The sequence below is a fragment of the Aliihoeflea sp. 2WW genome (genome assembly GCF_000497755.1).
GTDB lineage: Bacteria > Pseudomonadota > Alphaproteobacteria > Rhizobiales > Rhizobiaceae > Aliihoeflea.
The window spans coordinates 105551-131691 of the sequence record NZ_AYOD01000011.1 but is presented as its reverse complement, the minus strand read 5'-3'; the positions used below and the strand labels follow the sequence as shown (position 1 = coordinate 131691).

34 protein-coding genes are annotated in these 26141 nt (G+C 64.5%); 24 read left to right on the top strand and 10 right to left on the bottom strand.

All coding sequences use genetic code 11. The features are described from left to right. Positions 1-46 precede the first annotated feature (46 nt). Entirely contained in the window at positions 47-1282 is a 1236-nt protein-coding gene (gene rmuC, locus ALII_RS0107345) for a DNA recombination protein RmuC (RefSeq protein ID WP_024586675.1), read from the bottom strand. A gap of 102 nt (positions 1283-1384) precedes the next feature. On the opposite strand from rmuC, the gene def reads away from it, so the two are divergent. The 4 genes from def to truA are packed head-to-tail and all read left to right on the top strand — an operon-like array spanning position 1385 to position 4101. Beyond that, complete coding sequence (def, locus tag ALII_RS0107340; protein WP_024586674.1) at positions 1385-1915, top strand: peptide deformylase; 531 nt, start codon at positions 1385-1387, stop codon at positions 1913-1915. A gap of 4 nt (positions 1916-1919) precedes the next feature. Continuing rightward, complete coding sequence (gene fmt, locus ALII_RS0107335; RefSeq protein WP_024586673.1) at positions 1920-2852, top strand: methionyl-tRNA formyltransferase; 933 nt, start codon at positions 1920-1922, stop codon at positions 2850-2852. After that, the gene (locus ALII_RS0107330) at positions 2852-3355 is read left to right on the top strand and encodes an N-acetyltransferase (RefSeq protein WP_024586672.1); all 504 of its coding nucleotides are present in this window, start codon (positions 2852-2854) and stop codon (positions 3353-3355) included. The genes fmt and ALII_RS0107330 overlap by 1 nt, the downstream gene beginning before the upstream one ends. Continuing rightward, a complete protein-coding gene (truA, locus tag ALII_RS0107325) occupies positions 3355-4101 on the top strand; it encodes a tRNA pseudouridine(38-40) synthase TruA (protein WP_024586671.1) in 747 nt (248 codons plus the stop codon). Before ALII_RS0107330 ends, truA begins: the two co-directional genes overlap by 1 nt. Here truA and ALII_RS0107320 read toward each other — a convergent pair. The 4 genes from ALII_RS0107320 to dapD are packed head-to-tail and all read right to left on the bottom strand — an operon-like array spanning position 4092 to position 7120. Next, positions 4092-4685: a hypothetical protein gene (locus ALII_RS0107320; RefSeq protein ID WP_024586670.1), complete on the bottom strand. Its 594-nt coding sequence runs from the start codon at positions 4683-4685 to the stop codon at positions 4092-4094. The genes truA and ALII_RS0107320 overlap by 10 nt on opposite strands. A 7-nt stretch (positions 4686-4692) precedes the next feature. Further along, complete coding sequence (gene dapE / locus ALII_RS0107315) at positions 4693-5880, bottom strand: succinyl-diaminopimelate desuccinylase (protein WP_024586669.1); 1188 nt, start codon at positions 5878-5880, stop codon at positions 4693-4695. Positions 5881-5892: 12 nt separating this feature from the next. After that, on the bottom strand, positions 5893-6261 hold the full coding sequence (locus tag ALII_RS0107310) for a DUF805 domain-containing protein (RefSeq protein WP_024586668.1): 369 nt from the start codon (positions 6259-6261) through the stop codon (positions 5893-5895). 4 nt (positions 6262-6265) lie between these two features. Beyond that, entirely contained in the window at positions 6266-7120 is an 855-nt protein-coding gene (dapD, locus tag ALII_RS0107305) for a 2,3,4,5-tetrahydropyridine-2,6-dicarboxylate N-succinyltransferase (RefSeq protein ID WP_024586667.1), read from the bottom strand. Between the two features lie 189 nt (positions 7121-7309). On the opposite strand from dapD, the gene ALII_RS0107300 reads away from it, so the two are divergent. From ALII_RS0107300 to ALII_RS0107290, 3 genes are read left to right on the top strand one after another with little or no spacing between them, the layout of a single operon-like run. Next, positions 7310-8161 (top strand): LOG family protein, encoded by an 852-nt coding sequence (locus ALII_RS0107300; protein ID WP_024586666.1) that lies wholly within the window; start codon positions 7310-7312, stop codon positions 8159-8161. A 21-nt stretch (positions 8162-8182) separates the two neighbouring features. Then, on the top strand, positions 8183-8719 hold the full coding sequence (locus ALII_RS0107295) for a copper chaperone PCu(A)C (protein ID WP_024586665.1): 537 nt from the start codon (positions 8183-8185) through the stop codon (positions 8717-8719). 50 nt (positions 8720-8769) lie between these two features. After that, positions 8770-9036: a hypothetical protein gene (locus ALII_RS0107290; protein WP_024586664.1), complete on the top strand. Its 267-nt coding sequence runs from the start codon at positions 8770-8772 to the stop codon at positions 9034-9036. Here the strand turns inward: ALII_RS0107290 and ALII_RS0107285 are convergent. Continuing rightward, on the bottom strand, positions 9033-9737 hold the full coding sequence (locus tag ALII_RS0107285) for a pyrimidine 5'-nucleotidase (protein ID WP_024586663.1): 705 nt from the start codon (positions 9735-9737) through the stop codon (positions 9033-9035). The genes ALII_RS0107290 and ALII_RS0107285 overlap by 4 nt on opposite strands. A gap of 92 nt (positions 9738-9829) precedes the next feature. Here ALII_RS0107285 and ALII_RS0107280 point away from each other — a divergent pair, with 92 nt between their 5' ends. After that, a complete protein-coding gene (locus ALII_RS0107280) occupies positions 9830-10735 on the top strand; it encodes a DMT family transporter (protein ID WP_024586662.1) in 906 nt (301 codons plus the stop codon). On the opposite strand, the gene ALII_RS0107275 is transcribed toward ALII_RS0107280, so the two are convergent. From ALII_RS0107275 to argB, 3 genes are read right to left on the bottom strand one after another with little or no spacing between them, the layout of a single operon-like run. Continuing rightward, positions 10732-11028, bottom strand: coding sequence for an addiction module antidote protein (locus ALII_RS0107275; RefSeq protein WP_024586661.1), 297 nt, complete (start codon positions 11026-11028; stop codon positions 10732-10734). The genes ALII_RS0107280 and ALII_RS0107275 overlap by 4 nt on opposite strands. 10 nt (positions 11029-11038) lie before the next feature. Beyond that, positions 11039-11329: a type II toxin-antitoxin system RelE/ParE family toxin gene (locus ALII_RS0107270; RefSeq protein WP_024586660.1), complete on the bottom strand. Its 291-nt coding sequence runs from the start codon at positions 11327-11329 to the stop codon at positions 11039-11041. Between the two features lie 39 nt (positions 11330-11368). After that, a complete protein-coding gene (argB, locus tag ALII_RS0107265; protein ID WP_024586659.1) occupies positions 11369-12265 on the bottom strand; it encodes an acetylglutamate kinase in 897 nt (298 codons plus the stop codon). Between the two features lie 132 nt (positions 12266-12397). On the opposite strand from argB, the gene ALII_RS0107260 reads away from it, so the two are divergent. The 6 genes from ALII_RS0107260 (at position 12398) to ALII_RS0107235 (ending at position 16868) form a co-directional block, all read left to right on the top strand. Continuing rightward, entirely contained in the window at positions 12398-12937 is a 540-nt protein-coding gene (locus tag ALII_RS0107260; protein WP_024586658.1) for a sigma-70 family RNA polymerase sigma factor, read from the top strand. Continuing rightward, complete coding sequence (locus ALII_RS0107255) at positions 12934-13656, top strand: anti-sigma factor (RefSeq protein WP_024586657.1); 723 nt, start codon at positions 12934-12936, stop codon at positions 13654-13656. Before ALII_RS0107260 ends, ALII_RS0107255 begins: the two co-directional genes overlap by 4 nt. 116 nt (positions 13657-13772) lie before the next feature. Beyond that, positions 13773-13925, top strand: a complete 153-nt coding sequence (locus ALII_RS22670) for a hypothetical protein (protein WP_161632250.1) — start codon at positions 13773-13775, stop codon at positions 13923-13925. Between the two features lie 164 nt (positions 13926-14089). After that, complete coding sequence (locus tag ALII_RS0107245; protein WP_024586656.1) at positions 14090-14650, top strand: fasciclin domain-containing protein; 561 nt, start codon at positions 14090-14092, stop codon at positions 14648-14650. Positions 14651-14866: 216 nt separating this feature from the next. Next, a complete protein-coding gene (msrB, locus tag ALII_RS0107240; RefSeq protein ID WP_024586655.1) occupies positions 14867-15385 on the top strand; it encodes a peptide-methionine (R)-S-oxide reductase MsrB in 519 nt (172 codons plus the stop codon). A 127-nt stretch (positions 15386-15512) separates the two neighbouring features. Next, positions 15513-16868 (top strand): MATE family efflux transporter, encoded by a 1356-nt coding sequence (locus ALII_RS0107235; protein ID WP_024586654.1) that lies wholly within the window; start codon positions 15513-15515, stop codon positions 16866-16868. On the opposite strand, the gene ALII_RS0107230 is transcribed toward ALII_RS0107235, so the two are convergent. After that, on the bottom strand, positions 16832-17959 hold the full coding sequence (locus tag ALII_RS0107230) for an AI-2E family transporter (RefSeq protein ID WP_161632249.1): 1128 nt from the start codon (positions 17957-17959) through the stop codon (positions 16832-16834). The genes ALII_RS0107235 and ALII_RS0107230 overlap by 37 nt on opposite strands. Positions 17960-18059: 100 nt before the next feature. On the opposite strand from ALII_RS0107230, the gene ALII_RS0107225 reads away from it, so the two are divergent. The 10 genes from ALII_RS0107225 (at position 18060) to ALII_RS0107180 (ending at position 26069) form a co-directional block, all read left to right on the top strand. Then, positions 18060-18392, top strand: a complete 333-nt coding sequence (locus tag ALII_RS0107225; RefSeq protein ID WP_024586652.1) for a metalloregulator ArsR/SmtB family transcription factor — start codon at positions 18060-18062, stop codon at positions 18390-18392. A 12-nt stretch (positions 18393-18404) separates the two neighbouring features. Beyond that, positions 18405-18914 carry an arsenate reductase ArsC gene (locus ALII_RS0107220; protein WP_024586651.1) on the top strand — a complete coding sequence of 170 codons (510 nt, stop codon included), beginning with the start codon at positions 18405-18407 and terminating at the stop codon, positions 18912-18914. Positions 18915-18926: 12 nt separating this feature from the next. After that, complete coding sequence (gene arsB, locus ALII_RS0107215) at positions 18927-19994, top strand: ACR3 family arsenite efflux transporter (RefSeq protein WP_024586650.1); 1068 nt, start codon at positions 18927-18929, stop codon at positions 19992-19994. A 10-nt stretch (positions 19995-20004) separates the two neighbouring features. Beyond that, complete coding sequence (gene arsC, locus ALII_RS0107210) at positions 20005-20409, top strand: arsenate reductase (glutaredoxin) (RefSeq protein ID WP_024586649.1); 405 nt, start codon at positions 20005-20007, stop codon at positions 20407-20409. A 1-nt stretch (position 20410) separates the two neighbouring features. Continuing rightward, a complete protein-coding gene (gene arsH, locus ALII_RS0107205; protein ID WP_024586648.1) occupies positions 20411-21121 on the top strand; it encodes an arsenical resistance protein ArsH in 711 nt (236 codons plus the stop codon). Positions 21122-21376: 255 nt separating this feature from the next. Then, a complete protein-coding gene (locus ALII_RS0107200; RefSeq protein ID WP_024586647.1) occupies positions 21377-22132 on the top strand; it encodes an ABC transporter ATP-binding protein in 756 nt (251 codons plus the stop codon). Then, the gene (locus tag ALII_RS0107195; protein ID WP_024586646.1) at positions 22125-22871 is read left to right on the top strand and encodes an ABC transporter ATP-binding protein; all 747 of its coding nucleotides are present in this window, start codon (positions 22125-22127) and stop codon (positions 22869-22871) included. The genes ALII_RS0107200 and ALII_RS0107195 overlap by 8 nt, the downstream gene beginning before the upstream one ends. 45 nt (positions 22872-22916) lie before the next feature. Next, complete coding sequence (locus ALII_RS0107190) at positions 22917-24110, top strand: ABC transporter substrate-binding protein (protein ID WP_024586645.1); 1194 nt, start codon at positions 22917-22919, stop codon at positions 24108-24110. Positions 24111-24186: 76 nt separating this feature from the next. Beyond that, positions 24187-25074 carry a branched-chain amino acid ABC transporter permease gene (locus ALII_RS0107185; protein ID WP_024586644.1) on the top strand — a complete coding sequence of 296 codons (888 nt, stop codon included), beginning with the start codon at positions 24187-24189 and terminating at the stop codon, positions 25072-25074. A gap of 86 nt (positions 25075-25160) precedes the next feature. Further along, positions 25161-26069, top strand: coding sequence for a branched-chain amino acid ABC transporter permease (locus ALII_RS0107180; protein ID WP_244437369.1), 909 nt, complete (start codon positions 25161-25163; stop codon positions 26067-26069). Positions 26070-26141: the final 72 nt, after the last annotated feature.

The following is a 26141-nucleotide window of genomic DNA, read 5'->3' as shown; positions in this document are numbered from 1 at the left end:
GTATGAAACCGGCGGGCGGATTGCCAGTCGCTGGCAGGTGAACAGTCTATTCGTCGTCGACGACCCGCAGGCGCAGCGAGCCGCTGCGTGCTTCTGCCGGCTTCTTGTCTGCTTTCTCGTCGATCTGCGGCGAGTCCAGTTCCAGCGCCTCGATCCTCTCGCCGCGCTTGGTCAGCTTTTCCGTCGAGGTGAGGATCAGGTCGATGTCGCGATTGGCCTGTCCGAAATGGGTTTGAAGCTTGCGCACACGCTCGTCGAGACGGCCGAGATCCTCCATCAGGCGGATGACCTCGCCCTGGATGAGATGCGCCTGCTCGCGCATCCGCGCGTCCTTCAGCACCGCCTGGATGACCTGGATGGAGAGCATCAGCAGCGAGGGCGAGACGATGACGATACGCGCGCGATGGGCCTTTTGCACCAGCGCCTCGAAATTCTCGTGGATCTCGGCGAAGATCGATTCCGACGGCACGAACATGAAGGCCGTGTCCTGCGTCTCGCCATTGATGAGATACTTGTCGGCGATCGCCTTCAGGTGAACTTCCACGTCACGGCGGAAATTCTGCGCGGCGTATTTCTGCGCCTCCGGGTTCTCGGCCTCGGCAGCGGTGCGAATGGCGTTCCACGATTCCAGCGGAAACTTGGCGTCGATGACGAGGTCGGGCGCGCCGTTCGGCATGCGGATCGTGCAGTCGGGGCGGCTGCCATTCGTCAGCGTCGCCTGGAATTCGTAGGCACCATGCGGCAGCCCGTCGGCGATGATCGCCTCCATGCGCGCCTGCCCGAAGGCGCCGCGGGTCTGCTTGTTGGACAGGATGTGCTGGAGTTGCACGACCTGGCCGGCGAGCGACTGGATGTTGTTCTGCGCCGTGTCGATGACGGCCAGACGTTCCTGTAGCTTCGCAAGATTCTCATGCGTCGACTTCGTCTGTTCGGTGATCGAATGGCCGAGCCGCGAGGTCATGCCATCCAGCCGCTCGCCGATCGCCTTGTTGAGCTCGGCCTGCCGCGCGCCGAACACTTCGGCGATCGTGCCCATGCGCCCCTGCATCTCGACTTGCGCGCGGGTGATCTCGGCGAGCCGCGCATCGGCCTCGCGCGCCCGCGCGGCGCTTTCCTCTGCCACCTCGGCCTGCACCCGCGCCGTACGCGAAACGGACATGACGAGGAGCGCGACCAGCGCCAGGACCATGGCCGCGCCGGCAATCAGCGCGTGGCCGAGCGTGATCGTGGTCGAGCCGAGCACGAGAAGGGGAGCGGCGAAGAGCGATTCGGACGGGTTCATCGCGCGACACTAGACGATTCGCGACGTCGCAATAAGACCAAAACGAGAACGTCCACATGCCGGAGCGTTGACGCGCGCGGTTTCACCGATTACCTGACGGCCATGACGATCAAGCCGCTCATCATCCTTCCCGATCCCGTCCTGCGCCAGGTGTCCAAGCCCTTGGAGCGCGTGGACGACGCGACCCGCAAATTCGCTGACGACATGCTCGACACCATGTACGACGCACCGGGCATCGGGCTTGCCGCGATCCAGATCGGCGAGCCGCTCCGCATGCTGGTCATCGACCTCGCCAAGGAAGGCGAGGAGAAGGCCCCGCACGTGTTCATCAATCCGCAGGTCGTGGCGTCGGGCGACGACATTTCCATCTATGAGGAAGGTTGCCTGTCGATCCCGGATTATTATGCCGAGGTGGAGCGTCCTGAAACGGTGACAGTCACCTATCTCGACCGCGATGGCAAGGCGCAGGAAATGGTGGCCGACGGGCTGATGGCGACGTGCCTCCAGCACGAAATCGACCATCTGAACGGCGTCCTCTTCATCGACCACATCTCCAAGCTCAAGCGCGACATGGTCGTGCGCAAGTTCAAGAAGCTCGCCCGCGAGAAGGCGCCGCAGCGCCTCGTCGGCTGATCGGGTGGCGCTGCGCGTCATCTTTATGGGCACGCCGGAGTTTTCGGCGGCGACGTTGAAGGCGATCGTCGAGGCAGGGCACGAGGTGGTCGCCGCGTATTCGCAGCCGCCGCGCCCGGCGGGCCGGCGCGGGCTGGAGCTGAAGAACTCCCCTGTCCACGATCTTGCGGAAAGTCTCGGCATTGAGGTCCGCACCCCCGTTTCGCTGAAAGGCGAGGCCGAGCAGGCTGCGTTCCGCGCGCTGGGCGCGGATGTCGCCGTGGTCGTCGCCTACGGTCTGCTCCTGCCGAGGGCGGTCCTCGAGGGCACGCGGCTCGGTGCCTACAATGGCCATGCTTCTCTCCTCCCGCGTTGGCGCGGTGCCGCGCCGATCCAGCGTGCGATCATGGCGGGCGATGCCGAAACCGGCATAATGATCATGAAGATGGACGAAGGCCTCGATACCGGCCCGGTCGCCCTGACCGAGCGCGTCACGATTGGCGCCGACATGACGGCGGGCGAACTCCACGACGCGCTGCGCGATGTTGGCGCGCGGCTGATGGTCGAGGCGCTGGGCAGGCTGGAGGCCGGCGACCTGCCGACCGTTGCGCAAGCGGGCGAGGGCGCGACCTACGCCGCCAAGATATCCAAGGACGAGACGCGGATCGACTGGGCGAAGCCGGCGCGCGAGGTCCATGACCGCATTCGCGGCCTCTCGCCCTTTCCGGGTGCATGGTGCGAGGCGAATATCGGTGGCAAGCCGGAGCGGTTGAAGCTGCTGCGCTCGACAATGGGCGAGGGTGCGGGCACGCCCGGCACGATACTCGACGACCGGCTGACGATCGCCTGCGGAGACGGCGCGGTCCGCCTCGTCGAAGTGCAGCGCGCGGGCGGCAAGCCGATGGAGGCTGGGGCGTTTCTGCGCGGCGCGGGATTGAAAAAGGGCGACAGGCTATGATGCGTGGACTGGTGATCCGGCCTTTTGAGCCGCGCGACGCGGAAGACGTGCGCTGGGTTCTGGAAGAAGCGTTCGGCAATCCCGGCGAGGCGAAGCTGGTCGAGGCCATTCGCGCAGCGGGCGACGACGTGCTCGAACTGGTCGCCACGCACGAGCAGCAGATCTACGGCCACATCCTGTTCTCGCGGCTCGTCGTCGAATCGAAGAACCGCAGCGCGGATGCCGTGGCGCTCGCGCCGCTGGCGGTGCGGCCCGACAAGCAGCGCACCGGCGTCGGCAAGGCGCTGATCGAGAACGCGCATCATCTCCTGAAGAATGCCGGCGAGGAATTGTCGGTGGTCCTCGGCGATCCGGCCTACTACGGAAAGTTTGGCTATACGCGCCAGCGGGCGGAAAAATTCGAGAGCGACTATCAGGGCGAGTATCTACAGGCGCTCGCCTTCTCGACCGAGGCGCCGACCATGGGGCGGCTCGTCTACGCCGCCGCCTTTTCTGAAATGTGATGGCCCGGTTTCGGCTCGATATCGAATATGACGGCCGGCCCTATTCGGGCTGGCAACGGCAAGCCGATCTGCCCACCGTGCAGCAGGCGATCGAAGACGCGATCTTCCGCTTCACGGGCGAGCGCGTGTCGATCCGCGGGGCGGGGCGCACCGATACTGGCGTTCACGCGACTGGCCAGGTGGCGCATGTCGATCTTGCCGGGAGTTGGACGGCGGACAAGCTGATGGGCGCGCTCAACGCGCATCTTCGGCTCGCGGGCGACCCGGTTGCCGTTTTCGCGGTGCAGGCTGTAGGCGAGGATTTCGACGCCCGCTTTTCGGCGACTGCCCGGCATTATCTCTTCCGTATTCTCAACCGCCGCGCGCCCGCCGCACTCGATCTCGGCCGCGCTTGGCACGTTCCGAAGGCACTCGATGCCCAAGCGATGCACGCGGCGGCGCAGACGCTGCTCGGCCGGCACGACTTCACGACGTTCCGCTCGGTCCAGTGCCAGGCCAACAGCCCGGTCCGCACCCTCGACCGGCTGGACGTGACGCGCGACGGCGACATCGTCGAAATCCGCGCCTCGGCGCGTTCGTTCCTGCACAATCAGGTCCGCTCGATGGTGGGAACGCTGAAGAAGGCGGGCGAGGGGGCGTGGTCTGTCGCGGATGTTCGCGCGGCGCTCGATGCCGCCGACCGTGCCCGCTGCGGCCAGGTTGCCCCGCCCGATGGGCTGTTTCTCACACGTGTCGACTACGACTGAACGAGCCCGAACACGCCCTGCAGCGTGAAAAGCACGAAGAGCGACACCAGGAACATCGCGGTGAAGACCCCGGTCGCAAAGGCCGGTCCCTTGTCGAGGATGGCATTGGTCAGCCGCCAGGCGAGCACCATGGTGAAGAAGAACAGGCCGAGCGAGAACGCCGTTACGCCTTCGCCGGCATCCGGCCAGAACAGCCGGATGAGGGAAGGCGGCAGCATGATCCAGACATAGATCGCCGAGCCCCAGTTGCTGGCGACGACGAAATGGACGAAGCGGTTTGCAATGCCGGCCGGCTTTGCCAGAAGCGCGAAGACCGCAAGCGGGACGATCCAGGCGAGCACGTCGATGGCCGCGAGCCTGAGGACGATCGAAAGCCGGCTGCCGATGCCGTCGCCCTGGAAGGCGAGTTCGTTGGCGAGGGTCACCCAGCCGACCGTCATCGCGGGAAGCGCGATCAGGATGGCGAAGAACGAGGTCCAGAAACCGTCGGCCGAGATGTCGAGGAAGCGCAGCCCGTCCTTCTTGCCGGCCATGAGGCGCGCGGCCCCGGAAAGCGATTGCTGAACGTAGTCGGCCGAAGGCATTTAAGGTCTATCCGAACCAGTCCTCGAGGAAACGCAGATAGATTTGCGTCAGCGTTTCGAGGTCGGCAAGAGCCACGCGCTCGTCAACCATGTGCATGGTTTGGCCCACGAGACCGAATTCGACGACCGGGCAGAAATCCTTGATGAAGCGCGCATCCGACGTGCCGCCGGAAGTCGAGAGCGTCGGCGTCAGGCCGGTTACGGCGCTAACCGAGGCAGAGAGCGTGTCGGTGAGCTTGTCGTTGCGGGTGAGGAAGACGGGGCTCGGCCGGTCGCGCCAGATCAGTTCGAAATCGATGCGTTCGTCCTTGCCCGGCCGCAGCCGCGTGCGGGACGCCGCGCGGTCGAGCCGGTTGTGGATTTCCGCCTGCAGCGTTTCGGGCGTCCAGGTGTCGTTGAAGCGGATGTTGAACGAGGCTTTGGCCTTGGCGGCGATGACGTTGACCGCCGGATTGCCGACATCGACGGTCGTCACTTCGAGGTTGGTCGGCTGGAAGTCGTCGGTGCCCTCGTCGAGTGCGGGATGCAGGAGCGCGTCGAGCAGCGCTACGATGGAGCGCACCGGATTGTCGGCAAGGTGTGGATAGGCCGCGTGGCCCTGCCGTCCGTTGACGACGAGATCGGCGGAGACCGAACCGCGCCGGCCGATCTTGATCATGTCGCCGAGCGTTTTCGGATTGGTCGGCTCGCCGACGATCGCCGCGTCCCACGCCTCGCCCTTGCCGGCAGCCCAGTCGAGCAGCTTGGTCGTGCCGTTGATCGACGGGCCTTCTTCATCGCCGGTGATGAGCAGCGAGACCGAGCCCTTGAGCGCGCCATGCTTTTCGACATAGCGCGCGACGGCGGCGACGAAGCAGGCGATGCCGCCCTTCATGTCGACCGCGCCGCGGCCATACATCATGCCGTTCGCGATCTCGGCCGAGAACGGCGGATGCGTCCACGCGGCCTCGTCTCCGACCGGCACGACGTCGGTATGGCCGGCGAACATCAGATGCGGGCCGTTGCCCGACAGGCGGGCATAGAGATTTTCGACGTCCGGCGTGCCGTCTTCCGAAAAAGTCGGACGCTCGACGGAAAAGCCGACGGGCGCCAGCATCGCCTCGAGCGCCGTGAGCGCACCGCCTTCAGCGGGCGTCACCGACGGGCAGCGGATGAGGGCAGCGAGGTTTTCGACGGGATCGGTCGGCTTGGTCACGCTCGTCTCGCTTTAGCTGGGCGCGTTGGTCGCCGCGCCATACTTGTTCGGGCCGCGCTCGCCGGGAATGACGCACAGCGCGATGAAGGCGATGAAGTTGATCAGCGGGACGAACATCGCGACGGCGAAAAGCCCCGGCCGTCCGATGTCGTGCAGTCGCTTGGCCGCGAGCGCCGCCTGGCACCAGAGCGACACGAAGACGACGACGCCGAGGACGGAGTTCCAGAATTCGAACCCCTGCCCGACCTCTTCCGCGACCGACATGCGATAGAGCACGAAGAAGGTGACGACCGTCATCATCAGCCCGCCGAGCAGGAAGGCGACGCGGCTGATGCGTCCCTTGAGGCCGAAGAACAGCCAGAGGATCGGAAACTGGTTCACCGGATCAGGCCCGCAGGAGGTCGTTGATGGAGGTCTTGGAGCGCGTCTTCTCGTCGACCTTCTTGACGATGACGGCACAGTAGAGGCTCGGGCCGGGCTCGCCATTGCCCATGGGCTTGCCGGGCAGCGCGCCGGCGACGACGACCGAATAGGGCGGCACTTCGCCGTAGGTGATCGACCCGGTCTCGCGATCGACGATCTTGGTCGACTTGCCGATGAAAACGCCCATGCCGAGCACCGATCCCTCGCGCATGATGCAGCCCTCGACGACTTCCGAGCGCGCGCCGATGAAGCAATTGTCCTCGATGATGGTCGGGCCGGCCTGCATGGGTTCGAGCACGCCGCCAATGCCGACGCCGCCCGAAAGATGCACGTTCTTGCCGATCTGCGCACAGGAGCCGACGGTCGCCCAGGTGTCGACCATCGTGCCTTCGCCGACATAGGCGCCCAGATTGACGAAGGAGGGCATCAGGATGGCGCCGGGCGCGATGAAGGCCGAGCGGCGTACGACGGCGTTCGGCACGGCGCGGAAGCCGGCGCGCTGGAAGTCGACCGCGCTCCAGCCATCGAACTTGGAGGGCACCTTGTCCCACCAGACCGAATCGCCCGGCCCGCCCTTGATGACTTCCATGTCGTTCAGGCGGAAGGAGAGGAGAACGGCCTTCTTCAGCCACTGATTGACCGTCCACGAGCCGTCTGGCTGGCGCACGGCAACCCGCGCCTCGCCGCGATCGAGCAGGTTGAGCGCGGTCTCGACCGCGTCGCGGATCTCGCCCTTGGTGCCCGTGCCCACTCCGTCACGCTCGTCGAACGCCTTTTCGATGGTTTGTTCGAGCGCGCCGATATCGGGCTTGGTCATCAATTTGCTCCATTGCATAGGTGTGAAGGCCGCTCGCTACTGGGTTGTGGGCGGCTCCCGGTCGGCGCGGAAACTAGGCCAAGCGCGGTATCGGCGCAAGCCACGTGCAAGCGCCGCCATTTCATGGTTTGACTGGTTGAATCGGACGGGCGCGAAGCGCTTCGCGCAAGATTGGGGTATTCGGCTTTCATGCAACGGACGAAAAAGAACGACTGGTCGCCTCTGCCGCATTCGGACGAGGATCGCGAACGCGCCAAGAGCGTGCCGGATACGCCGCAGACGCGCGCGCCGACCTATCGGCTGGCCTGGGACGACGAGGAGTTCATGACGCGGCGCGAGCTGCGCCCCGTCCGTCTGCAACTCGAACTGTTGAAGCCCGATATGGTGCTGGCGGAGCGCGGTATCGAATCGACCGTCATCCTGTTCGGCGGCGCGCGCATTCCCGAGCCGGGCGGCGAGGCATGGGCGGCCAAGAACGAGGTGCAGAAGAAGAACCTCCTGGCCAATGCGAAATATTACGACGAGGCCCGCGAATTCGCCCGCCTCTGCTCGCAGCATTCGGCCAGCTACGGATACCGCGAATTCGTCGTCGTCACCGGCGGCGGGCCCGGCGTCATGGAGGCCGGCAACCGCGGCGCGACCGATGTCGACGCGCCCTCGATCGGCCTCAACATCGTCCTCCCGCATGAGCAGGCGCCGAACCCCTACGTGACGCCGGAGCTCTGCTTCAACTTCCACTATTTCGCGATCCGCAAGATGCACTTCGTCATGCGCGCCAAGGCGGTGGCCGTATTCCCCGGCGGCTTCGGCACGATGGACGAGTTCTTCGAGACGCTGACCTTGATCCAGACCGGCCGCATGGAACGCGTCCCGGTGATCTGCTTCGGAAAATCGTTCTGGGAGCGGGCGGTCGACCTCGACTTTCTTGCCGAACAGGGCACGATTTCGCCTGGGGACCAGGATATCATCGATTTCGTCGACACCGCGCAGGAAGCCTGGGACGTGATTGCGCGTTTCTATGAGATCGACGGTGGAAAATAGGTCGGAAAGGACCTTCGCATCATGATTCTCGTCCCGCTTCGGCTGATTGCGGCCGCCTGTGTCGCCCTTTCCGCGCTTGCCGCCCCCGCCCTCGCCGCCGAAGAGGAGTGCCTGGAGGGGCAAGTCTTCGACGTGGCGGGATGCGTCGACCTCGACACGGTGATGGCCGACGACCTGCAGCTTTCGGGTGCATGGGTGCGGGCGATGCAGCCCGGCCAGAAGGTGGCGGCGGCCTATCTGTCGATCCTCAATCGCGGCGAGACCGCCGACCGGCTGATCGGTGCCACCGCGCTCGCCGCGCCGCGCGTCGACATGCACGAGATGGCGGTCGAGAACGGAGTCATGAAGATGCGGCCGGTCGCGGACGGCATCGAGATCGGTCCGGGTGACAGGGTCGAGTTCAAGCCGGGCGGGCTGCATTTCATGCTGACCGGCATCGACGAGGCGCTGGTCGCCGAGGACGAGATCGAACTAACGCTGGAGTTCGAGAAGGCGGGCTCGGTGGTGCTGCAGTTTCCGGTTCGCGAGCCGGCGATGATCAAGGCGCACCGCCACTGAGCGGAACAGGCGCGGCGCGAGCGGCGTTTCTCCACCAAAGGAGAATTGCCATGGGCGGACGCACCAGCACCGACGACGACGTCATTAAGCATCAGCAGGAAAAAGACCTCGGCCACGCCGAACAGCCGGCCGAACATCCGCAGGATTCGCTTCCCGACGAGACCGAGCGCAAGGACGGCGCGTTCGACAAGGACAAGCGGCCCGGCGTGTCCAGCGCCGAGCAGCTCGGCGACCTGCCGCCTTCGCGCAGCGCCGGCGCCAATCCGGACGACGCGGTCGACCCCGTCCCGGACCGCACCTCAGACCCGCGTGTTTAGCGCTTCGCCAGGATCGAGGTCAGGAACGACGTCAGATCGTCGGTGACGTAGTCGACATCGTCTTCGTGATCGGGGTCCTGCTCCCAGACTTCCGCGAAGGTCGGCTCGAAATTGTTCGGCACGACGAGGACGGTGGTCATGCCGAGCGCCTTTGGCACATGGAGATTGCGCGCCAGATCCTCGAACATCGCCGCATTCGGCCCCACCACGTCGTGGAGGGCCACGAACGTGTCGTAGGTCGCGCGGGCTGGCTTCGGATTGAGCCCAGCCGCCACGATGTCGAAAATGTCGTCGAAATGGTCGAGAATGCCGAGCCTCCGGGCCGTGTTCTCGGCATGCTTGCGGTCGCCATTGGTGAAGATGAACTTGCGGCCCGGCAGCGCCGAAATCGCGGCACCGAGTTCGGGCGAGGCCTCGACCGGCGAATAGTCGATGTCGTGGACCTTTTGCAGGAAATCGTCCGGGTCGATGGCATGGCGCTCCATCAGCCCCTTCATCGTCGTCCCGTATTCCTTGTAGAGCTCCTTCTGCATCAGCCGCGCCTCATCCGACGGAAGCGTTAGAAGCTCCGAAATGTAACGCGTCATCCGCACGTCGATCTGCGCGAACAGGTTCGTGTGGTGCGGATAGAGCGTGTTGTCGAGGTCGAACACCCAGTCCGTGACATGGGCGAAGCGGGCGGGATCGGGAAGATTGGTCATGGCCTGCTTGTGGCGCAGCAAATGACGAAGCGCAACGCCCGGCTTGCGCGAACGATCTTTATGCCCTAGCCGCTCTCGCATCGGGGGGCGACATGGAACTTTGGATTCCCATCACGATCGCGGCCGCGTTCTTGCAGAACTTGCGCTCGGCCGGCCAGAAGCATCTGAAGAGCGTCATGGGCACGACGGGCGCGACCTTCGTGCGCTTCGGCTTCGGCCTGCCCTTCGCGCTCGCCTTCGTCGCCGGATTGCATTGGCTCGCGGGCTTCGACCTGCCGGCACTGAACGCGACCTTTGCAGCGTGGGTCGTAGTCGGCGCCATCGGCCAGATCACCGCGACCTTTCTGTTGATCCACCTCTTCTCGTTCCGCAATTTCGCGGTCGGCACCGCCTATTCGCGCACCGAGCCGGCGCAGGCCGCGCTCTTCGCGCTGATCTTCTTCGGCGAGCGCGTCACGGCCGGAACGCTCGCCGCCATCGCCATCAGCGTCTTCGGCGTGATGCTGATCTCGGTCGCCCACATGCAGATCACCTGGCGCAATCTGGTGACATCCGTGATGGCGCGTAACGCACTGATCGGCCTTGCCTCGGGTACCGCCTTCGGCATCTCGGCCGTCGCCTACCGCGCCGCATCCCTCTCGCTCGGCGGGCCGAATTTCATGATGCAGGCGGCGGTGACGCTCGCCGTCGTCATCACCTTCCAGACGGCGATCATGGCGGCGTGGATGCTGTGGAAGGACCGCGCCGAAATCGGCCGCATCCGGCGCGCATGGAAACCGTCGCTCTTCACCGGCCTCATGGGCGCGACCGCATCCTTCGGCTGGTTCATGGCGATGACGCTGCAGCAGGCCGCCGTCGTCAAGGCGCTGGCGCAGGTCGAGATGCTGTTCACCTTCGCCGCCTCGGTGTTCTTCTTCAAGGAGGCCATCAACCGCATCGAAATCGCCGGCTGCGCGCTGATCGTGGCGGGGATCGTGGTGCTGGTGCTGGTGGGTTAGGCGGCCGAGACGTGGCGCTTGAATGACAGGTCTATATCGAGTGCACGCAGGACCTTCAGAACGGTCGCGAAGGATGGGTTGCCGTCGGCACTCAGCGACTTGTAGAGGCTTTCGCGCGACAGTCCCGCTTCCATGGCCACCTCGGTCATCCCTTTTGCGCGCGCGACATCGCCGATGGCAGCCGCGATCAGCGCCGGATCACCATCTTCGACGGCCGCCTCGAGATAGGCGAGGATCGCCCCCTCGTCACTCAGGTGATCGGCGGCATCCCAGGGCTTGAGATCAAGCGACATCTGATTTTCCTCAAAAGGTCTTCGCCAGCGTTTTTGCGGCAGCGATATCGCGGGTTTGCGAGCTTTTGTCGCCGCCACCGAGAAGGATGATCAGTTTCTCACCGCGCCGCACGAAATAGACTCGGTATCCCGGGCCGTAGTGCACACGCAACTCCGACACGCCTTCGCCGACCGGGGAGACATCTCCAAAATTGCCGAGCGTCATTCGACGGATGCGGATCAATATCCGCCCCTTGGCATTTTGGTCTCGAACTGCGTCGAACCACTTCGAGTAGCTTCCGGTCTCGACAACCTTGATCAAGCTGACTGTATCCTATGGGCTACAAAAGCGCAATGCCGCCTACGGCACGATCAGCGTTCCCGCGCCATGCTCGGTGAACAGCTCCAGGAGCACCGCATGGGGTGTCTTGCCGTTGAGGATGACGACGCCCTCGACGCCGCGTTCGATCGCCTCGATGCAGGTTTCGACCTTGGGGATCATGCCGCCCGAGATCGTGCCGTCGGCGATGAGCTGGCGGGCCTGGCTGACGGTCAGTTCGTCGATGAGGTTCTTGTCCTTGTCGAGAACGCCCGGAACGTCGGTCAGGAACAGGAGGCGCGAGGCACCCAGCGCGCCGGCGATGGCGCCGGCGAAGGTGTCGGCATTGATGTTGTAGGTGTGACCGTCGCGGCCAGGCGCGACCGGCGCGATGACCGGGATCATCTCCGAGCGCGCGAGAAGGTCGAGCAGCGTCCGGTCGACCTCGACCGGCTCGCCGACGAAGCCGAGATCGATGGCGCGTTCGATGTTGGAATCGGGGTCCTTCACGGTCTTGCGCGCCTTTTCGGCGAAGACCATGTTGCCGTCCTTGCCACAAAGCCCGATCGCCCATTCGCCCTCGGCATTGATGAGCGCGACGATCTCCTTGTTGATCGAGCCGGCAAGGACCATCTCGACGATCTCGACCGTCTTCTGGTCGGTGACGCGCAGGCCCCCTTCGAACTTCGATTCGATGCCCATCTTGGCGAGCATGGCGCCGATCTGCGGCCCGCCGCCATGAACGACGATCGGGTTGACGCCTGATTGCTTCAGGAGCGCGATGTCGCGTGCGAAGGCGCGGCCGAGTTCGACATTGCCCATGGCGTGGCCGCCATATTTGACCACGACCGTCTTGTTCTCGTAGCGCTGCATGTAGGGCAGGGCGGCGGACAGGAGTCGGGCCTGTTCCTCGGCGGTTCCGAGCTGCTCGGGGGTCATGGGCGTCCTCGCACGATATTGGGGCGGGGGCTGTTTAGCTTCATTCGCCGGAACGGGCAAACGCCTTCGCCGCCCGAAAGGAAATGCGATCAGGCGTTGCAAAACCGAACCTGGCCGCTAGTTTGGTGCCAGATGACCCCGCCCGATATCTCGAAGCTGATCGTCAGGACCTCGATGCGCGACCGCGCAGCGTTCGATTTGCTTTATCGGCAGACGAGCGCGAAACTTTTTGGCGTGTGCCTGCGTGTCTTGAACGATCGGGCCGAAGCCGAGGAAGCGCTGCAGGAAGTCTACGTCAAGATATGGACGAAGGCCGACCGCTTCGCCGTCTCTGACTTGAGTCCGATTTCATGGCTGGTGGCTGTGGCGCGCAATCATTCGATCGACCGGATCAGGGCGCGTCGGATGAAGCAGACCGGGCTCGACGAGGCCGCCGAGATCGCCGACCCCACCCCCGGGCCGGAGGCGCTCGCGGTTGCCGGCGACGAGGGCGCGCGAATCCATCTTTGCCTTGAAGAACTGGACACCGACCGGGCCGCCGCCGTGCGCGGCGCCTATCTTGTCGGTGAGAGCTATGCCGAACTTGCGGAGCGCCATGGCGTGCCGCTGAACACGATGCGAACCTGGCTGCGCCGCAGCCTCATGAAGCTGAAGGACTGTCTGGAAAGATGACGCCGACCGACCCTCACGAACCGGAACTTGGAGGCGACGAAGCGCTCGCCGCCGAGTACGTTCTGGGCGTGCTGCCGGCGTCCGAGCGGCAGGACGTCGCGCGTCGCATCGAAGCCGACATCATGTTCGCGCGCCTGGTCGACGAATGGGAGGCGCGGCTGTCGCCGCTCGGCGATTTCTATGCGCCGGTCGAAGCCCCGGCATCGCTGAAGCAGGCTCTCGACCGCCGCATCTTCGCGGGCGACGTCGCGCCGGCAGCGCGGGCAGGAGCTTCGTGGTGGAACAGTCTCGGGGTCTGGCGGGGGCTGGCCGCCGCTTCGGTGGTCGCCTTGGCGCTGGTCGTCGGCTGGAACCTGCAGCCGCCCGGCGAGGAGGCGCCGTCGCAGCGTTTCGTCGCCTCGCTCGAAAATCCCGAGACGGACGTGCGCTATCTGGCCCTCTACGACGAGACGCATGCGACGATCAGCCTTACCCGCCTCGACGGGGCCGCCGCCGCGGGCCAGGATTTCGAGCTTTGGGTCATCGAAGGCGACGAAGCGCCGGCCTCGCTCGGCGTGCTCGCCGATGCCGATCACCTCGAAGTGCGGCCTTCCGACGAGTTGCGCACGAAGTTTGCAGCCGGCGCCGTCCTGGCCGTATCGCTCGAACCGGAGGGCGGCTCGCCCACCGGGCAGCCGACCGGTGCCGTGGTCGCTCTTGGTGATCTGCGCAGCATCTGATCGATTTCGAAGTAGATTGTTGCTTCACGTCATCTTTTGAGAATTGATCCGAATTTATCCCGCTCCGGTCGACAAATTCATCTCGATCCCTACCTTGGTGGTGGGTAGGGAATGCAATGGAATTTGAGGTGAAGGACATGTTTCGTATTTTGACGTATCCGCTGATTGCTTTCGGACTTCTGGCGATGGCCGCATGCACGGATGATGCTGGAACGGATCAGCCGGCCGGCATGACGGAGCCCCCGGCGACGACGGCGCCGGCCGAATAAACGAAACGGCCTTCCTGGCCTTTCGAGACATGAAGATCGGTCGGCTTTGCCGGCCGATTTTCATTTTTGGCTTCGTTTTTTTGGTTCGGCCTGAAACTCTTGACGCGCTCCTTCGTGACTCCCGGTGTCGCCCCGCAAGAGGGCCAATTCAGGAGGTTTCGAACATGCGCAACTTCACGCGTACCATTCTCGCCGGCTCCATCGCCCTGTCCGCTCTCGCAGGCTCCGCGCTTGCGCAGGACAATCCGATGGTCGGCGGCGCCGAAATGTTCGCCGACAAGAACATCGTCGAAAACGCGATGAACTCGGCCGATCACACCACGCTGGTCGCTGCCGTTCAGGCTGCCGGCCTCGCCGAGACGCTTCAGGGCGAAGGCCCGTTCACCGTCTTCGCGCCCACCAATGACGCGTTCGCCGCCCTGCCGGAAGGAACCGTCGACAATCTCCTGCTGCCGGAGAACAAGGAGCAGCTCACCAAGGTCCTGACCTGCCATGTGGTTGCCGCCGACGCGATGTCGGAAGCGATCGGCACCATGATCTCGGATGATGGCGGCGAGCACGCCATCGAAACCGTCGGCGGTTGCACCGTGACGGCGAAGATGGACGGCGACAACATCGTTCTCGTCGACGAGAACGGCGGCGAGGCGACTGTCACGATCGCCGATGTCGACCAGTCGAACGGCGTGATCCACGTCATCGACGCGGTGCTGCTGCCCCAGATGTAAGAACCGTCTTCAGCAACCGGCCGGCGACCTCCCTGCTCCCGCATCGGTCGCCGGCTGACTTGGCCCCGCCTTTCGCGTTCGCGTCTGCACCCGCGAGAAGGGCGGGGCCTTTTCGTTTCGAGTGCGTGGCTCGCATGACGTGCCTTTCAACGCGAATTGATTGCCCCGTGCGCAGGTCCCGCATGTAAGGTGCTGACGATCGCAGGAGATGAACCGATGACACGCAGACAGTTTCTCTACGGCAGCGCCGGCGCCATCGGCTTCGCGGCGCTCGGCGGCAGCCTTCTCTACCGGCTGATGCCCGGCCATGCGATGGCCGCCGCGGAAGGCGCTTTCGAAGTGACGAAGACCGAGGCCGAATGGCGCTCGATCCTCTCCGACATGCAGTACCAGGTGCTGCGCGAAGAGGCGACCGAACGGGCTTTCACCAGCCCGCTGAACGACGAGAAGCGCGCCGGCATGTTCCACTGCGCGGGCTGCGATCTCGCGGTCTATTCTTCGGAAACGAAGTATGATTCCGGCACCGGCTGGCCGAGCTTCTGGGAGGCCGAACCGAACGCGATCGGCACCAAGGCAGACAACACGCTGTTCATGACGCGCACCGAATGCCATTGCGCGCGCTGCGGCGGCCATATGGGCCATATCTTCGACGACGGTCCGCAGCCGACCGGCAAGCGCCACTGCATCAACGGCGTGGCGATGACGTTCAAGCCGCAGGCGGCGGTTGCCGGTTGACGACGTGACCCAACGGCTTGCCGCCGGTGGGTCTAGCCTCTAGCGCGAATCGCGTTATTGGCCCGTGATGCTTCAGTCCGCGCCAGTTCCGACGTCCCTGTCCACCTGGCGCGGCGAAATCCGCGCCATGCTCCTCCTGGCCTGGCCGATGGTGCTGACCAATCTCGCCCAGACCGCGATGACGGCGACCGACGTCATGATGATGGGCCGGGTCGGCCCCGACGCGCTCGCCGCAGGAACGCTCGGCTCCAATATCTATTTCGCGCCGATGATCTTCGGCCTCGGCCTGATCCTCGCCACGTCGCCGATGATGGCGCGCGAGTTGGGGCGAAAGTCGAGTTCGGTGCGCGACGTGCGCCGCACCGTCCGGCAGGGCATGTGGGTCGGGCTGTTCGTCGCGATCCCGATCTGGTTCCTGCTCTGGCAGACCGAGGCGATCCTCCTTGCCATGGGGCAGGACCCGGACCTCTCGGCGCAGGCGGCCGACTACATGCGCGCGCTGCAATGGGCGCTGCTGCCCTTCTACTGGTACATCGTCCTGCGCTCGTTCACCTCCGCGCTGGAGCGTCCGGGCTGGGCGCTCGTGGTGATGGTCGGTGCGGTGACCTTCAACGTCGGCGCAAACTGGGCGTTGATCTTCGGCAATCTGGGCTTTCCCGCGCTCGGCATCGTCGGCGCCGGCATCGCCACCACCGCGTCGAGCACGTTGATGTTCGCCGGCATGGTTCTGGTGGTCACGATGGATCGCCGGTTTCGGCGCTACGCGATATTCGGCCGCTTCTGGCGTGCGGACTGGCCGCGTTTCCGCGAACTCGTCCGGCTCGGCCTGCCCATCGCCGGCGTCCTGGCGCTCGAAGTCTCGGTGTTCAACGCCGCCGCGCTCCTCATGGGCCTGATCGATGCGATTTCGCTCGCCGCCCACGCGATCGCGATCCAGATCGCCTCGATCACCTTCATGGTTCCGATGGGGCTCGGGCAGGCGGCAACGGTGCGCGTCGGCCGCGCCTTCGGGGCGAACGATCGCGACGGCATCACGCGCGCCGGCTGGACGGCCTTCGTTCTGGGCGTCGGCTTCATGGCGGCGGTGGCGCTGGTCATGCTGCTTGCGCCGCGCGCGCTGATCTGGGCCTTCATCGACATGGACGACCCGGTCAACCTGCCGGTCATCGAGATGGCGATCACCTTCCTTGCGCTCGCCGCCCTGTTCCAGATCGTCGATGGCGCGCAGGCTGTCGGCGGCGGGATGTTGCGCGGACTGCACGACACGACCGTCCCGATGATCTATGCCGCGATCGGCTACTGGGCGATCGGCATGTCGCTCGGCGTGGCGCTGGCCTTCCCGCTCGGCTTCGACGGTATCGGGATCTGGATCGGCCTGTCGGTCGGGCTCGCGGTCGTCGCGGTGCTCTTCATCACCCGCTGGATGGGCCGCGAACGTTTCCTGCCTCAGCCGGCCCTGTCGCCCAGCACATCCTCGATATAAAGCCGCTTGACCAGCACCATCAGGACGGCGGCGAACGGGGTCGCCAGCATGATGCCGACGAAGCCGAACAAGAGCCCCATGATGACCAGCGACGCCATGATCAGCGCAGGCGGCAGGCTCACCGCCTGGCGCTGGATCAGCGGCGTCAGGATGTTGCCTTCGAGGAACTGGACGACGCAGTAGACGCCGAGCGCATAGCCGACCACCCACCAGTCCTGCGACATGGCGACGAGGATGATGGGGATGCCGGCAAGAATGGGCCCGAGGACGGGAATGAAGTTGAGGACGCCGGCCGTCAGGCCGAGAAGAATGGCTCCCGGCATGCCGACGGCGGCGAGCGCCGCATAGACGACCACGCCGATGATGCTCATCGTCACGAACTGGCCGATGAGCCAGAACCGCAGCGTGACGCCGATCTCGTCGAGAACTTCGGCAAAGCGCGGCCTGCTCTCGATCGAGACGAGGCGCACGGCGCCGTCGCGATAGAGCTGCGGCTGTGCCGCCAGGAAAACGCCGACGACGAGGATCACGCCGATATTGCCGATGACGCCGAAAGTCGTCGCGAATGCCGCCCGGACCTGCCCGAAGAGGCCTGACGGATCGGGCAGCCAGTCCGCGATGCCGTTCGATCGCGTCGACGTCTCGCCATTCCCGTTTCCGTCCTCGTCGCCGTCCTGATCCGTAATCTCGGCCGTCACGACGTCGACGACATTGTATTCCTGCAACATCTGTTCGATGCCGCGGATTTCGCGCTCCAGCGTGCGGATGAGGTCGGGCGTCTGCGAGACGGCGGTGACGCCGACGCTGGTGACGAATCCGATCACGGCGGCGCTGGTCAGGAGGCACGAGATTGCCAGTCTGAAGCCGCGCGGGATCGGCATGAGCCGCCCGAGCCCGGTGGTGAAGGCATCGAGGAAGACCGCAAAGAGAATGCCGGCGAAGAGCAGCAGGAAGCCGCTCGACGCGTAGATGATGAGGAACAGGCAAAGCCCGATCGCCAAAACGACGCCCGCGACGGTCGCCGTTCGCCAGCCGAGTGAGGCGCGCGTCATTTTCCGGGCAGGCGTCGGAGGTCTTGCGATGTCGTCCATATCCGATGTCTCGCGTGTCGCGGCAGTCTTGTCCAGCCGCGATTGGCCGATTGACAGCATCCGCAATTCAAAATACGCATATATCGAGAAGGATGGATATATGGATAAGTTTCGATCGCTGGCGGCCTTGGCCGCGCTCGGCCAGGAAACGCGGCTCGATGTCTTTCGCCTTTTGGTGCGCGCGGGCACGGCGGGAATTCCCGCCGGCGAGATCGCGGAGCGGCTCGGGGCGGTGCAGAATACGATTTCGGCGCATCTGAAGATCCTGACGGCGGCCGGCCTCGTCCGGTCTCAGCGAGAAAGCCGCGTCATTCGCTATTTCGCCGACATGACCGGATTTCGCGACCTGATGGCCTACCTCATGGAAGACTGCTGCCAGGGGGAGCCCGAAATCTGCCGGCCCGTCCTCGACGCCATCGTGTGCAAATGCTGAAGGAGGGATGAGATGACCGACCGATCCTACAATGTCCTGTTTCTGTGCACGGCGAACTCGGCCCGCTCCATTCTCGCCGAGGCGATCCTCAACACTCTGGGCGGCGATCGCTTCCGCGCCTATTCGGCCGGATCGTATCCGCGCAGCACAGTTCACCCCTTCGCGCTCGACCTGCTTTCGAGCATGAAGATCGACACCGGCTTCGCACGCTCCAAGAGCTGGGACGAATTCGCAGAGCCCGGCGCGCCGCAGATGGATTTCATCTTCACGGTCTGCGACGACGCTGCCGGGGAGACATGCCCGATATGGCCCGGTCACCCGATGACGGCGCATTGGGGCGTGCCCGACCCGGCACGCGCGGACGGGACGGAAGCGGAGCGGCATCTCGCCTTCGCCGAAGCCTACCGCATGCTGGCAAACCGCATATCGGTCTTCACCGCACTTCCCCTCGAGGCTGTCGACCGGCTCGCGCTGAAGCGCCGGCTGGACGAGATCGGCCAAAGCGGCGACGCGCTCGCCTGAACGGATTTCCTGATGACGCATGAGAGTTTGAGCGTGCCGGCGCCCGCGGGCATCGGCTTTTTCGAAAAATGGCTGTCCGCCTGGATCGCGGCAGCGATCGTCGCCGGCATCGCCCTTGGTGCCGTTGCGCCTGGTTTTGTCGGCGCGCTCGCAGGTCTCGAGATCGCCTCGGTCAACCTGCCGGTCGCCATCCTCATCTGGGCGATGGTGTTCCCGATGATGGTCAATGTCGATTTCGCCAGCCTGCGCCATGTCGGCGACAAGCCGAAGGGCCTCGTGCTGACCGTCGTCGTCAACTGGCTGGTGAAGCCCTTCACCATGGCGGCCCTGGCCGTTCTTTTCTTCGAATATCTCTTCGCACCGCTGATCGACCCGGCCGACGCCCAGCAATATATCGCCGGCCTGATCCTGCTCGGCGCCGCACCCTGCACGGCGATGGTGTTCGTCTGGAGCCAGATGACGCGCGGCGACCCGAACTACACGCTGGTTCAGGTCTCGGTGAACGACATCATCATGGTCTTCGCCTTCGCCCCCATCGTCGCGCTGCTCCTTGGCGTCACCGACATCGTGGTGCCGTGGGAAACCCTGCTCCTGTCGGTAGCACTCTACATCGTCATCCCGCTCGTGGCCGGCGCACTCGTGCGTGCCTGGCTGATAGGCAGGGCGAACGGGCGCGGTGGAGAGGCTGCGGTATCCGCGTTCACGGCAAAGCTGAAGCCGGCCTCGGTCGTCGGCCTGATCGCGACGGTCGTCCTGCTCTTCGCCTTCCAGGGCAATGTGATCCTTACCAATCCGCTGGTCATCGTACTGATCGCCATTCCGCTCCTGATCCAGTCCTACGGCATCTTCTTCCTCGCCTATTTCGCCGCGCGCGCCTGGAAGGTGCCGTTCAATGTCGCCGCACCCTGTGCGCTGATCGGTACGTCCAACTTCTTCGAACTCGCCGTGGCGGTCGCCATCGGCCTTTTCGGCCTGAATTCGGGTGCCGCGCTCGCGACCGTCGTCGGCGTTCTGGTCGAGGTGCCGGTGATGCTGTCGCTGGTCGCCTTCGCCAACCGAACCCGCCACTGGTTTTCGTAAGGAGTCTGCAATGACCATCACGATCTACCACAATCCCGCCTGCGGAACCTCGCGCAACACGCTGGAGATGATCCGCGCCTCGGGCGAGGAGCCAGTCGTCGTCGAATATCTGAAGGCCCCGCCTTCGCGTGAGCGCCTCGTCGAACTGATCGACGCGATGGGCTTGTCGCCGCGCGAACTCCTGCGCGAGAAGGGTACGCCCTACGGCGAGCTCGGCCTCGCCGAAGACCGATGGAGCGATGGCGACCTCGTCGACTTCATGCTCGCGCATCCGATCCTCATCAACCGCCCCATCGTCGATACGCCGAAAGGAACCCGCCTTTGCCGGCCATCCGAACGCGTGCTCGATATCCTGCCGAGCCCGCTCGCCGAGGATTTCGTCAAGGAGGACGGCGAGGTCGTAAAGACGGGCTGACATGACCGACTTTCCAGCCTTGCGCCCCGACGCATTCCGCCCGCTCAACCGTGAAGTACTCTTTGCGCAGGACCATGCGACGCATAAGCCGCGTGTCCTGATGCTTTACGGCTCGCTGCGCGACCGCTCCTATTCGCGGTTCCTGACCCTCGAAGCTGCGCGCCTTCTCGAAGCGCTGGGCGCCGAGGTGAAGATTTTCGACCCGCGCGGGCTTCCCTTGCCCGACGCCGACAGTGCCGACCACGCGAAGGTTCGCGAACTGCGCGAATTGTCCATGTGGTCCGAAGCGCATGTCTGGTGCTCGCCCGAACGACATGGCGCCATGACCGGCATCATGAAGGCCCAGATCGACTGGCTGCCGCTCTCACTGGGTGGCATGCGGCCGACGCAGGGCCGCACGCTCGCGCTGATGCAGGTCTGTGGCGGGTCTCAAAGCTTCAACGCGCTCAACCAGTTACGCATCCTGGGCCGCTGGATGCGCATGGTTACGATCCCCAACCAGTCCTCCGTCGCCAAGGCGTTCAACGAGTTCGACGATGCCGGCCGCATGCGCCCGTCCTCCTATTACGACCGGGTCGTCGACGTGATGGAGGAACTGGTTAAATTCACGCTTCTTCTGCGTGGCCGCACCGACTACCTCACCGACCGGTATTCGGAACGCGTCGAGACGGTTGAAGAGGTGTCAAGGCGCGTCAACCAGAGCGCGATCTGACCAATGGTCACCGCGAAAAGAATCTTAGACTTAAGTCGTAGAATTCGCGCTTGCGAAGGCTGAAACGACTGATTTTGCAAGGCTTTGTGCGGTGCAAGGCAGCGTATTTCTACGAACTTGCATCTGCCGCGCCGGCGTGCATTCATGCGGCAACGACAAGCGCCTGGACCAAGGGCGGTGCGATGGTGGGCCATGGGAGAGCCCGGCAACAAACCACGCAACGCTCGCACGGGTGCCGAGGAGGAACATATACGCATGACTGACAGTATCATTCTGTCGGCGCGCGACCTGACGAAGGAGTTCAAGGGCTTCTTCGCCGTGGAAGGCGTCGATCTGAGCGTGAAGCGGGGCACGATTCACGCGCTCATCGGTCCCAACGGGGCCGGCAAGACCACTTGCTTCAATCTCCTGACCAAGTTCCTGTCGCCTTCGCGCGGCCAGATCACCTACAAGGGCGAGGACATCACTTCGATGTCGCCGGCCGACATTGCGCGGCTGGGTCTGGTGCGCTCGTTCCAGATTTCAGCGGTGTTCCCGAACCTGACGGCGATGGAGAACGTCCGCATCGCGCTCCAGCGCAAACGCGGCGACTCGTACGATTTCTGGCGCTCCGAGAAAGTCCTGACGGACTATGACGACCGCGCTCACGAGCTTCTGGCCGATGTCGGCCTTTCCGAATTCGCCGACACGTTCGCCGGCGAACTCTCCTACGGACGCAAGCGCGCGCTCGAAATCGCGACGACACTCGCGCTCGATCCGGAAATGCTGCTTCTCGACGAGCCGATGGCCGGAATGGGCCACGAGGATGTCGAGCGCATCGCGGCGCTGATCAAGCGCATCTCGGCCAACCGGACGGTGCTGATGGTCGAGCACAATCTGTCGGTCGTCGCCTCGCTGTCGGACACGATCACGGTGCTCGCCCGCGGCAAGGTGCTTGCCGAAGGCGACTACGCCACCGTTTCCAAGGACCCGCGCGTGGTCGAAGCCTATATCGGAGCCGGCCATGCATGATGCAGCCCAGGCCGCAAAGCCCGCGGTACAGTCGACCTCAGCGCCGCTTCTCGCCGTCCGCGACCTCAACGCCTGGTACGGCGAAAGCCATGCCTTGCACGGCATCAATTTCGACGTGAAGCCGGGCGAAGTGGTCACGCTCCTGGGCCGCAACGGCGCCGGCAAGACCACGACGCTGAAGGCGATCATGGGCATCCTGCCCAAGCGCACCGGATCGGTGACCTTCGAGGGCCGCGAGACGATCAAGCTGCCCGCACGCACCATCGCGCGCGCCGGCATCGCCTATTGCCCCGAAGAGCGCGGCATCTTCTCCTCGCTCTCCGTCGAGGAGAATTTGATGCTGCCGCCGCAGGTCAAGACCGGCGGCATGACGGTCGATCGCATCTTCGAACTGTTCCCGAACCTGAAGGAGCGCCTGAACTCTCAGGGCACGAAGCTATCCGGCGGCGAGCAGCAGATGCTGGCGATCGGACGCATCCTGCGGACGGGCGCCAAGACGTTGCTGCTCGACGAGCCGACCGAGGGCCTTGCCCCGGTCATCATCCAGCAGATCGGCAAGACCATCGCGCGGCTGAAGCAGGAGGGCTTCACCATCGTTCTGGTCGAACAGAATTTCCGGTTCGCCTCGACCGTCGCGGACCGCCATTTCGTCGTCGAGCAGGGCAAGGTCGTCGACCAGATCCTGAACGACGAACTCGATGCCAACATCGAGAAACTGCACGCCTATCTGGGCGTCTGACTGAGGAAAGGCGCTCGCAAGCGTCGCATGTGGAGGAGTGAGGACATGAAACTGAAGACGATTCTTCTCGGATCGATCGCCGCCGCGGTCTTCGCCGCGCCGGCCTATGCCGTCGACATCAAGATCGGCGTCATGAACGACCGTTCCGGCATCTATGCCGACATCGCCGGCGAAGGCTCTGTCGTGGCCGCCCGTATGGCGGTCGAGGACTTCGACGCCGAAAGCAAGGGGATCAATGTCGAGATCGTCTCGGCCGATCACCAGAACAAGCCGGACGTGGGCTCGACGATCGCCCGCCAGTGGTACGATCAGGAAAATGTCGACGTTATCGTCGACGTCCCGACCTCCTCGGTCGCGCTCGCCGTCAACGACATCACGCGCGAATCCGACAAGGTCTTCCTGAATTCGGGCGCCGCCTCGTCGGACCTCACCGGTTCGGCCTGCTCGCCGAACACCATCCACTGGACCTATGACACCTGGCAGCTCGCCAACGGTACGGGCCGCGCCGTCGTCGAAAACGGTGGCGATTCCTGGTTCTTCGTGACCGCCGACTACGCCTTCGGCCATGCGCTCGAGCGCGACACCTCGGCCGTCGTGGAAGGCGCCGGCGGCACGATCGTCGGCACCGTTCGCACGCCGTTCCCGGGCACGGACTTCTCGTCCTTCCTGCTCCAGGCACAGTCGTCGGGCGCCAAGGTCATCGGCCTTGCCAATGCCGGCGGCGACACGATCAACTCGATCAAGCAGGCTTCCGAATTCGGCATCACCCAGGGCGGCCAGTCGCTTGCCGGCCTGCTCGTCTTCATCAACGACATCCATGCGCTCGGCCTCGACGTCGCGCAGGGCCTCCTGCTCACCGAGAGCTTCTACTGGGACCTCAACGACCAGACCCGCGAATGGTCGGCTCGCTTCGAGGAAGAGAACGGCAAGAAGCCCTCGATGGTTCAGGCCGGCGTCTATGCCAGCATCCTGCACTATCTGAAGGCCGTCGAAGCTGTCGGCGACAAGGGCGCGCAGGACGTCGTCGCCAAGATGAAGGAACTGCCGACCGACGATCCGCTCTTCGGCCAGGGTGAAATCCGCGCCGACGGTCGCAAGATCCACGATTCCTACCTGTTCCGCGTCAAGTCGCCGGACGAGTCGGAAGGCCCGTGGGACTACTACGAGACCGTCTCGACGACCCCGGCCGCACAGGCGTTCCGTCCGCTCGAGGACGGCGGCTGCTCGCTCGTCCAGTAATTGTCATCCGGTGCGGCGCGGCCTTTGAGCCGCGCCGCATTTCATCTCCAGTATTTCTCGACCACGGGATGCGCACATGTTCGAGCTCCTAGGCATTCCGCCGCAAGCTCTCTTCGGCCAGTTGCTGCTGGGTCTGATCAACGGCTCGTTCTACGCGATGCTGTCCCTTGGCCTTGCCATCATTTTCGGCCTGCTCAACATCATCAATTTCACCCACGGCGCGCAGTACATGCTCGGCGCCTTCGTGGCCTGGATGCTGCTCAACTATCTGGGCATCGGCTACTGGTGGGCGCTGCTCCTCGTTCCGATCATTGTTGGCGCGACCGGCATCATCATCGAGCGGCTTCTGATATCGAGGCTGTATCACCTCGACCATCTGTACGGCCTGCTCCTGACCTTCGGTCTGGCGCTGATCATGCAGGGCCTTCTGCGCAACGAATACGGCATCTCGGGTCTGCCCTACGGCATTCCGGCGGAACTGGCCGGCGGCCAGAATCTCGGCTTCATGTTCCTGCCGAACTATCGCGGCTGGGTCGTCATCGCCTCGCTCGCCGTGTGCCTTGGCACGTGGTTCGTCATCGAGAAGACCCGGCTCGGCGCCTATCTGCGCGCCGCCACCGAGAACCCGACGCTGGTCGGCGCCTTCGGCATCAACGTGCCCTTGATGATCACCCTGACCTACGGCTTCGGCGTGGCGCTTGCCGGCTTTGCCGGTGTCCTTGCCGCGCCGATCTATTCGGTCAATCCGAACATGGGCGCGGACCTGATCATCGTCGTCTTCGCCGTGGTCGTCATCGGCGGGATGGGCTCGATCCTCGGCTCGGTCCTGACCGGCTTCGGCCTCGGCCTCGTCGAGGGGCTGACCCGCGTCTTTTATCCAGAAGGCTCCGCCGTCGTCATCTTCGTCATCATGGCCATCGTGCTCATGATCAAGCCCGCCGGCCTGTTCGGGAGGACCGCCTGATGGTTTCAGTGACCGATACGGAACCGACCTCGGCGGTTGCCGAGCCGCGCATCCGCAAGAAGACGATGGGCATGCCGACCCACCATATGGCGATCTTCGCCATGTTGCTGGCGGCCGGCATCGTCGCCCCGTTCATGCTCTACCCCGTCTTCGTTATGAAGGTTCTGTGCTTCGCGCTCTTCGCGTGCGCCTTCAACCTTCTACTCGGCTTCGGCGGGCTTCTGTCCTTCGGCCATGCCGCCTATTTCGGCTCGGCCAGCTACATCTCCGCCCATGCCGCAAAGGTGTGGGGACTGTCGCCGGAACTGTCGATCCTGGCAGGCACCGCGACCGCCGCGCTCCTCGGGCTTGCCTTCGGCTCGCTCGCCATTCGCCGCCAGGGCATCTATTTCGCCATGGTGACGCTGGCCTTCGCCCAGATGGTGTACTTCTTCGCGCTGCAGGCCCCGTTCACCGGCGGCGAGGACGGCATCCAGGGCGTGCCGCGCGGCAATCTGTTCGGCATCATCAGCCTGCAGAGCCACTTCGCGGTCTACTGGATGGTGCTGGCGATCTTTTTCATCGGCATCCTGATCATCTACCGCATCATCCACTCGCCGTTCGGCCAGGTGCTGAAGGCGATCCGCGAGAACGAGCCGCGCGCGATTTCGCTCGGCTACCGCGTCAACCGTTACAAGCTGACCGTGTTCGTCCTTTCGGCGACGCTGGCCGGCCTTGCCGGGGCGACGAAGGCATTCGTCTTCCAACTCGCCTCACTGACGGACGTTCACTGGTCGATGTCGGGCGAAGTCGTGCTGATGACGTTGCTCGGCGGCATGGGCACGGTGTTCGGCCCGATCGTGGGTGCGGCGGTGATCGTGACCATGCAGAACTATCTGGCGACATGGGGCGCCTGGGTCACCATCGTCCAGGGCATCATCTTCGTCCTCGGCGTGCTGCTGTTCCGCGAGGGCATCGTCGGTGTCCTGTCCAAGCTGATCAGGAAGCCGCTTTAACCGACGCGAATACCTCCAATCGAAAAAGCCCCGGCATCGCTGCCGGGGCTTTGTTCGTTTCCGGGGCAGGCG

Excerpts from the sequence above, each read along its gene's own strand:
- rmuC (WP_024586675.1), bottom strand. The coding sequence starts at position 1,282 with ATGAACCCGTCCGAATCGCTCTTCGCCGCTCCCCTTCTCGTGCTCGGC.
- def (WP_024586674.1), top strand. The coding sequence starts at position 1,385 with ATGACGATCAAGCCGCTCATCATCCTTCCCGATCCCGTCCTGCGCCAG.
- ALII_RS0107330 (WP_024586672.1), top strand. The coding sequence starts at position 2,852 with ATGCGTGGACTGGTGATCCGGCCTTTTGAGCCGCGCGACGCGGAAGAC.
- truA (WP_024586671.1), top strand. The coding sequence starts at position 3,355 with ATGGCCCGGTTTCGGCTCGATATCGAATATGACGGCCGGCCCTATTCG.
- ALII_RS0107320 (WP_024586670.1), bottom strand. The coding sequence starts at position 4,685 with ATGCCTTCGGCCGACTACGTTCAGCAATCGCTTTCCGGGGCCGCGCGC.
- dapD (WP_024586667.1), bottom strand. The coding sequence starts at position 7,120 with ATGACCAAGCCCGATATCGGCGCGCTCGAACAAACCATCGAAAAGGCG.
- ALII_RS0107300 (WP_024586666.1), top strand. The coding sequence starts at position 7,310 with ATGCAACGGACGAAAAAGAACGACTGGTCGCCTCTGCCGCATTCGGAC.
- ALII_RS0107295 (WP_024586665.1), top strand. The coding sequence starts at position 8,183 with ATGATTCTCGTCCCGCTTCGGCTGATTGCGGCCGCCTGTGTCGCCCTT.
- ALII_RS0107290 (WP_024586664.1), top strand. The coding sequence starts at position 8,770 with ATGGGCGGACGCACCAGCACCGACGACGACGTCATTAAGCATCAGCAG.
- ALII_RS0107285 (WP_024586663.1), bottom strand. The coding sequence starts at position 9,737 with ATGACCAATCTTCCCGATCCCGCCCGCTTCGCCCATGTCACGGACTGG.
- ALII_RS0107280 (WP_024586662.1), top strand. The coding sequence starts at position 9,830 with ATGGAACTTTGGATTCCCATCACGATCGCGGCCGCGTTCTTGCAGAAC.
- ALII_RS0107275 (WP_024586661.1), bottom strand. The coding sequence starts at position 11,028 with ATGTCGCTTGATCTCAAGCCCTGGGATGCCGCCGATCACCTGAGTGAC.
- argB (WP_024586659.1), bottom strand. The coding sequence starts at position 12,265 with ATGACCCCCGAGCAGCTCGGAACCGCCGAGGAACAGGCCCGACTCCTG.
- ALII_RS0107260 (WP_024586658.1), top strand. The coding sequence starts at position 12,398 with ATGACCCCGCCCGATATCTCGAAGCTGATCGTCAGGACCTCGATGCGC.
- ALII_RS0107255 (WP_024586657.1), top strand. The coding sequence starts at position 12,934 with ATGACGCCGACCGACCCTCACGAACCGGAACTTGGAGGCGACGAAGCG.
- ALII_RS22670 (WP_161632250.1), top strand. The coding sequence starts at position 13,773 with ATGGAATTTGAGGTGAAGGACATGTTTCGTATTTTGACGTATCCGCTG.
- ALII_RS0107245 (WP_024586656.1), top strand. The coding sequence starts at position 14,090 with ATGCGCAACTTCACGCGTACCATTCTCGCCGGCTCCATCGCCCTGTCC.
- msrB (WP_024586655.1), top strand. The coding sequence starts at position 14,867 with ATGACACGCAGACAGTTTCTCTACGGCAGCGCCGGCGCCATCGGCTTC.
- ALII_RS0107235 (WP_024586654.1), top strand. The coding sequence starts at position 15,513 with ATGCTCCTCCTGGCCTGGCCGATGGTGCTGACCAATCTCGCCCAGACC.
- ALII_RS0107230 (WP_161632249.1), bottom strand. The coding sequence starts at position 17,959 with ATGGACGACATCGCAAGACCTCCGACGCCTGCCCGGAAAATGACGCGC.
- ALII_RS0107225 (WP_024586652.1), top strand. The coding sequence starts at position 18,060 with ATGGATAAGTTTCGATCGCTGGCGGCCTTGGCCGCGCTCGGCCAGGAA.
- ALII_RS0107220 (WP_024586651.1), top strand. The coding sequence starts at position 18,405 with ATGACCGACCGATCCTACAATGTCCTGTTTCTGTGCACGGCGAACTCG.
- arsB (WP_024586650.1), top strand. The coding sequence starts at position 18,927 with ATGACGCATGAGAGTTTGAGCGTGCCGGCGCCCGCGGGCATCGGCTTT.
- arsC (WP_024586649.1), top strand. The coding sequence starts at position 20,005 with ATGACCATCACGATCTACCACAATCCCGCCTGCGGAACCTCGCGCAAC.
- arsH (WP_024586648.1), top strand. The coding sequence starts at position 20,411 with ATGACCGACTTTCCAGCCTTGCGCCCCGACGCATTCCGCCCGCTCAAC.
- ALII_RS0107200 (WP_024586647.1), top strand. The coding sequence starts at position 21,377 with ATGACTGACAGTATCATTCTGTCGGCGCGCGACCTGACGAAGGAGTTC.
- ALII_RS0107195 (WP_024586646.1), top strand. The coding sequence starts at position 22,125 with ATGCATGATGCAGCCCAGGCCGCAAAGCCCGCGGTACAGTCGACCTCA.
- ALII_RS0107190 (WP_024586645.1), top strand. The coding sequence starts at position 22,917 with ATGAAACTGAAGACGATTCTTCTCGGATCGATCGCCGCCGCGGTCTTC.
- ALII_RS0107185 (WP_024586644.1), top strand. The coding sequence starts at position 24,187 with ATGTTCGAGCTCCTAGGCATTCCGCCGCAAGCTCTCTTCGGCCAGTTG.
- ALII_RS0107180 (WP_244437369.1), top strand. The coding sequence starts at position 25,161 with ATGGCGATCTTCGCCATGTTGCTGGCGGCCGGCATCGTCGCCCCGTTC.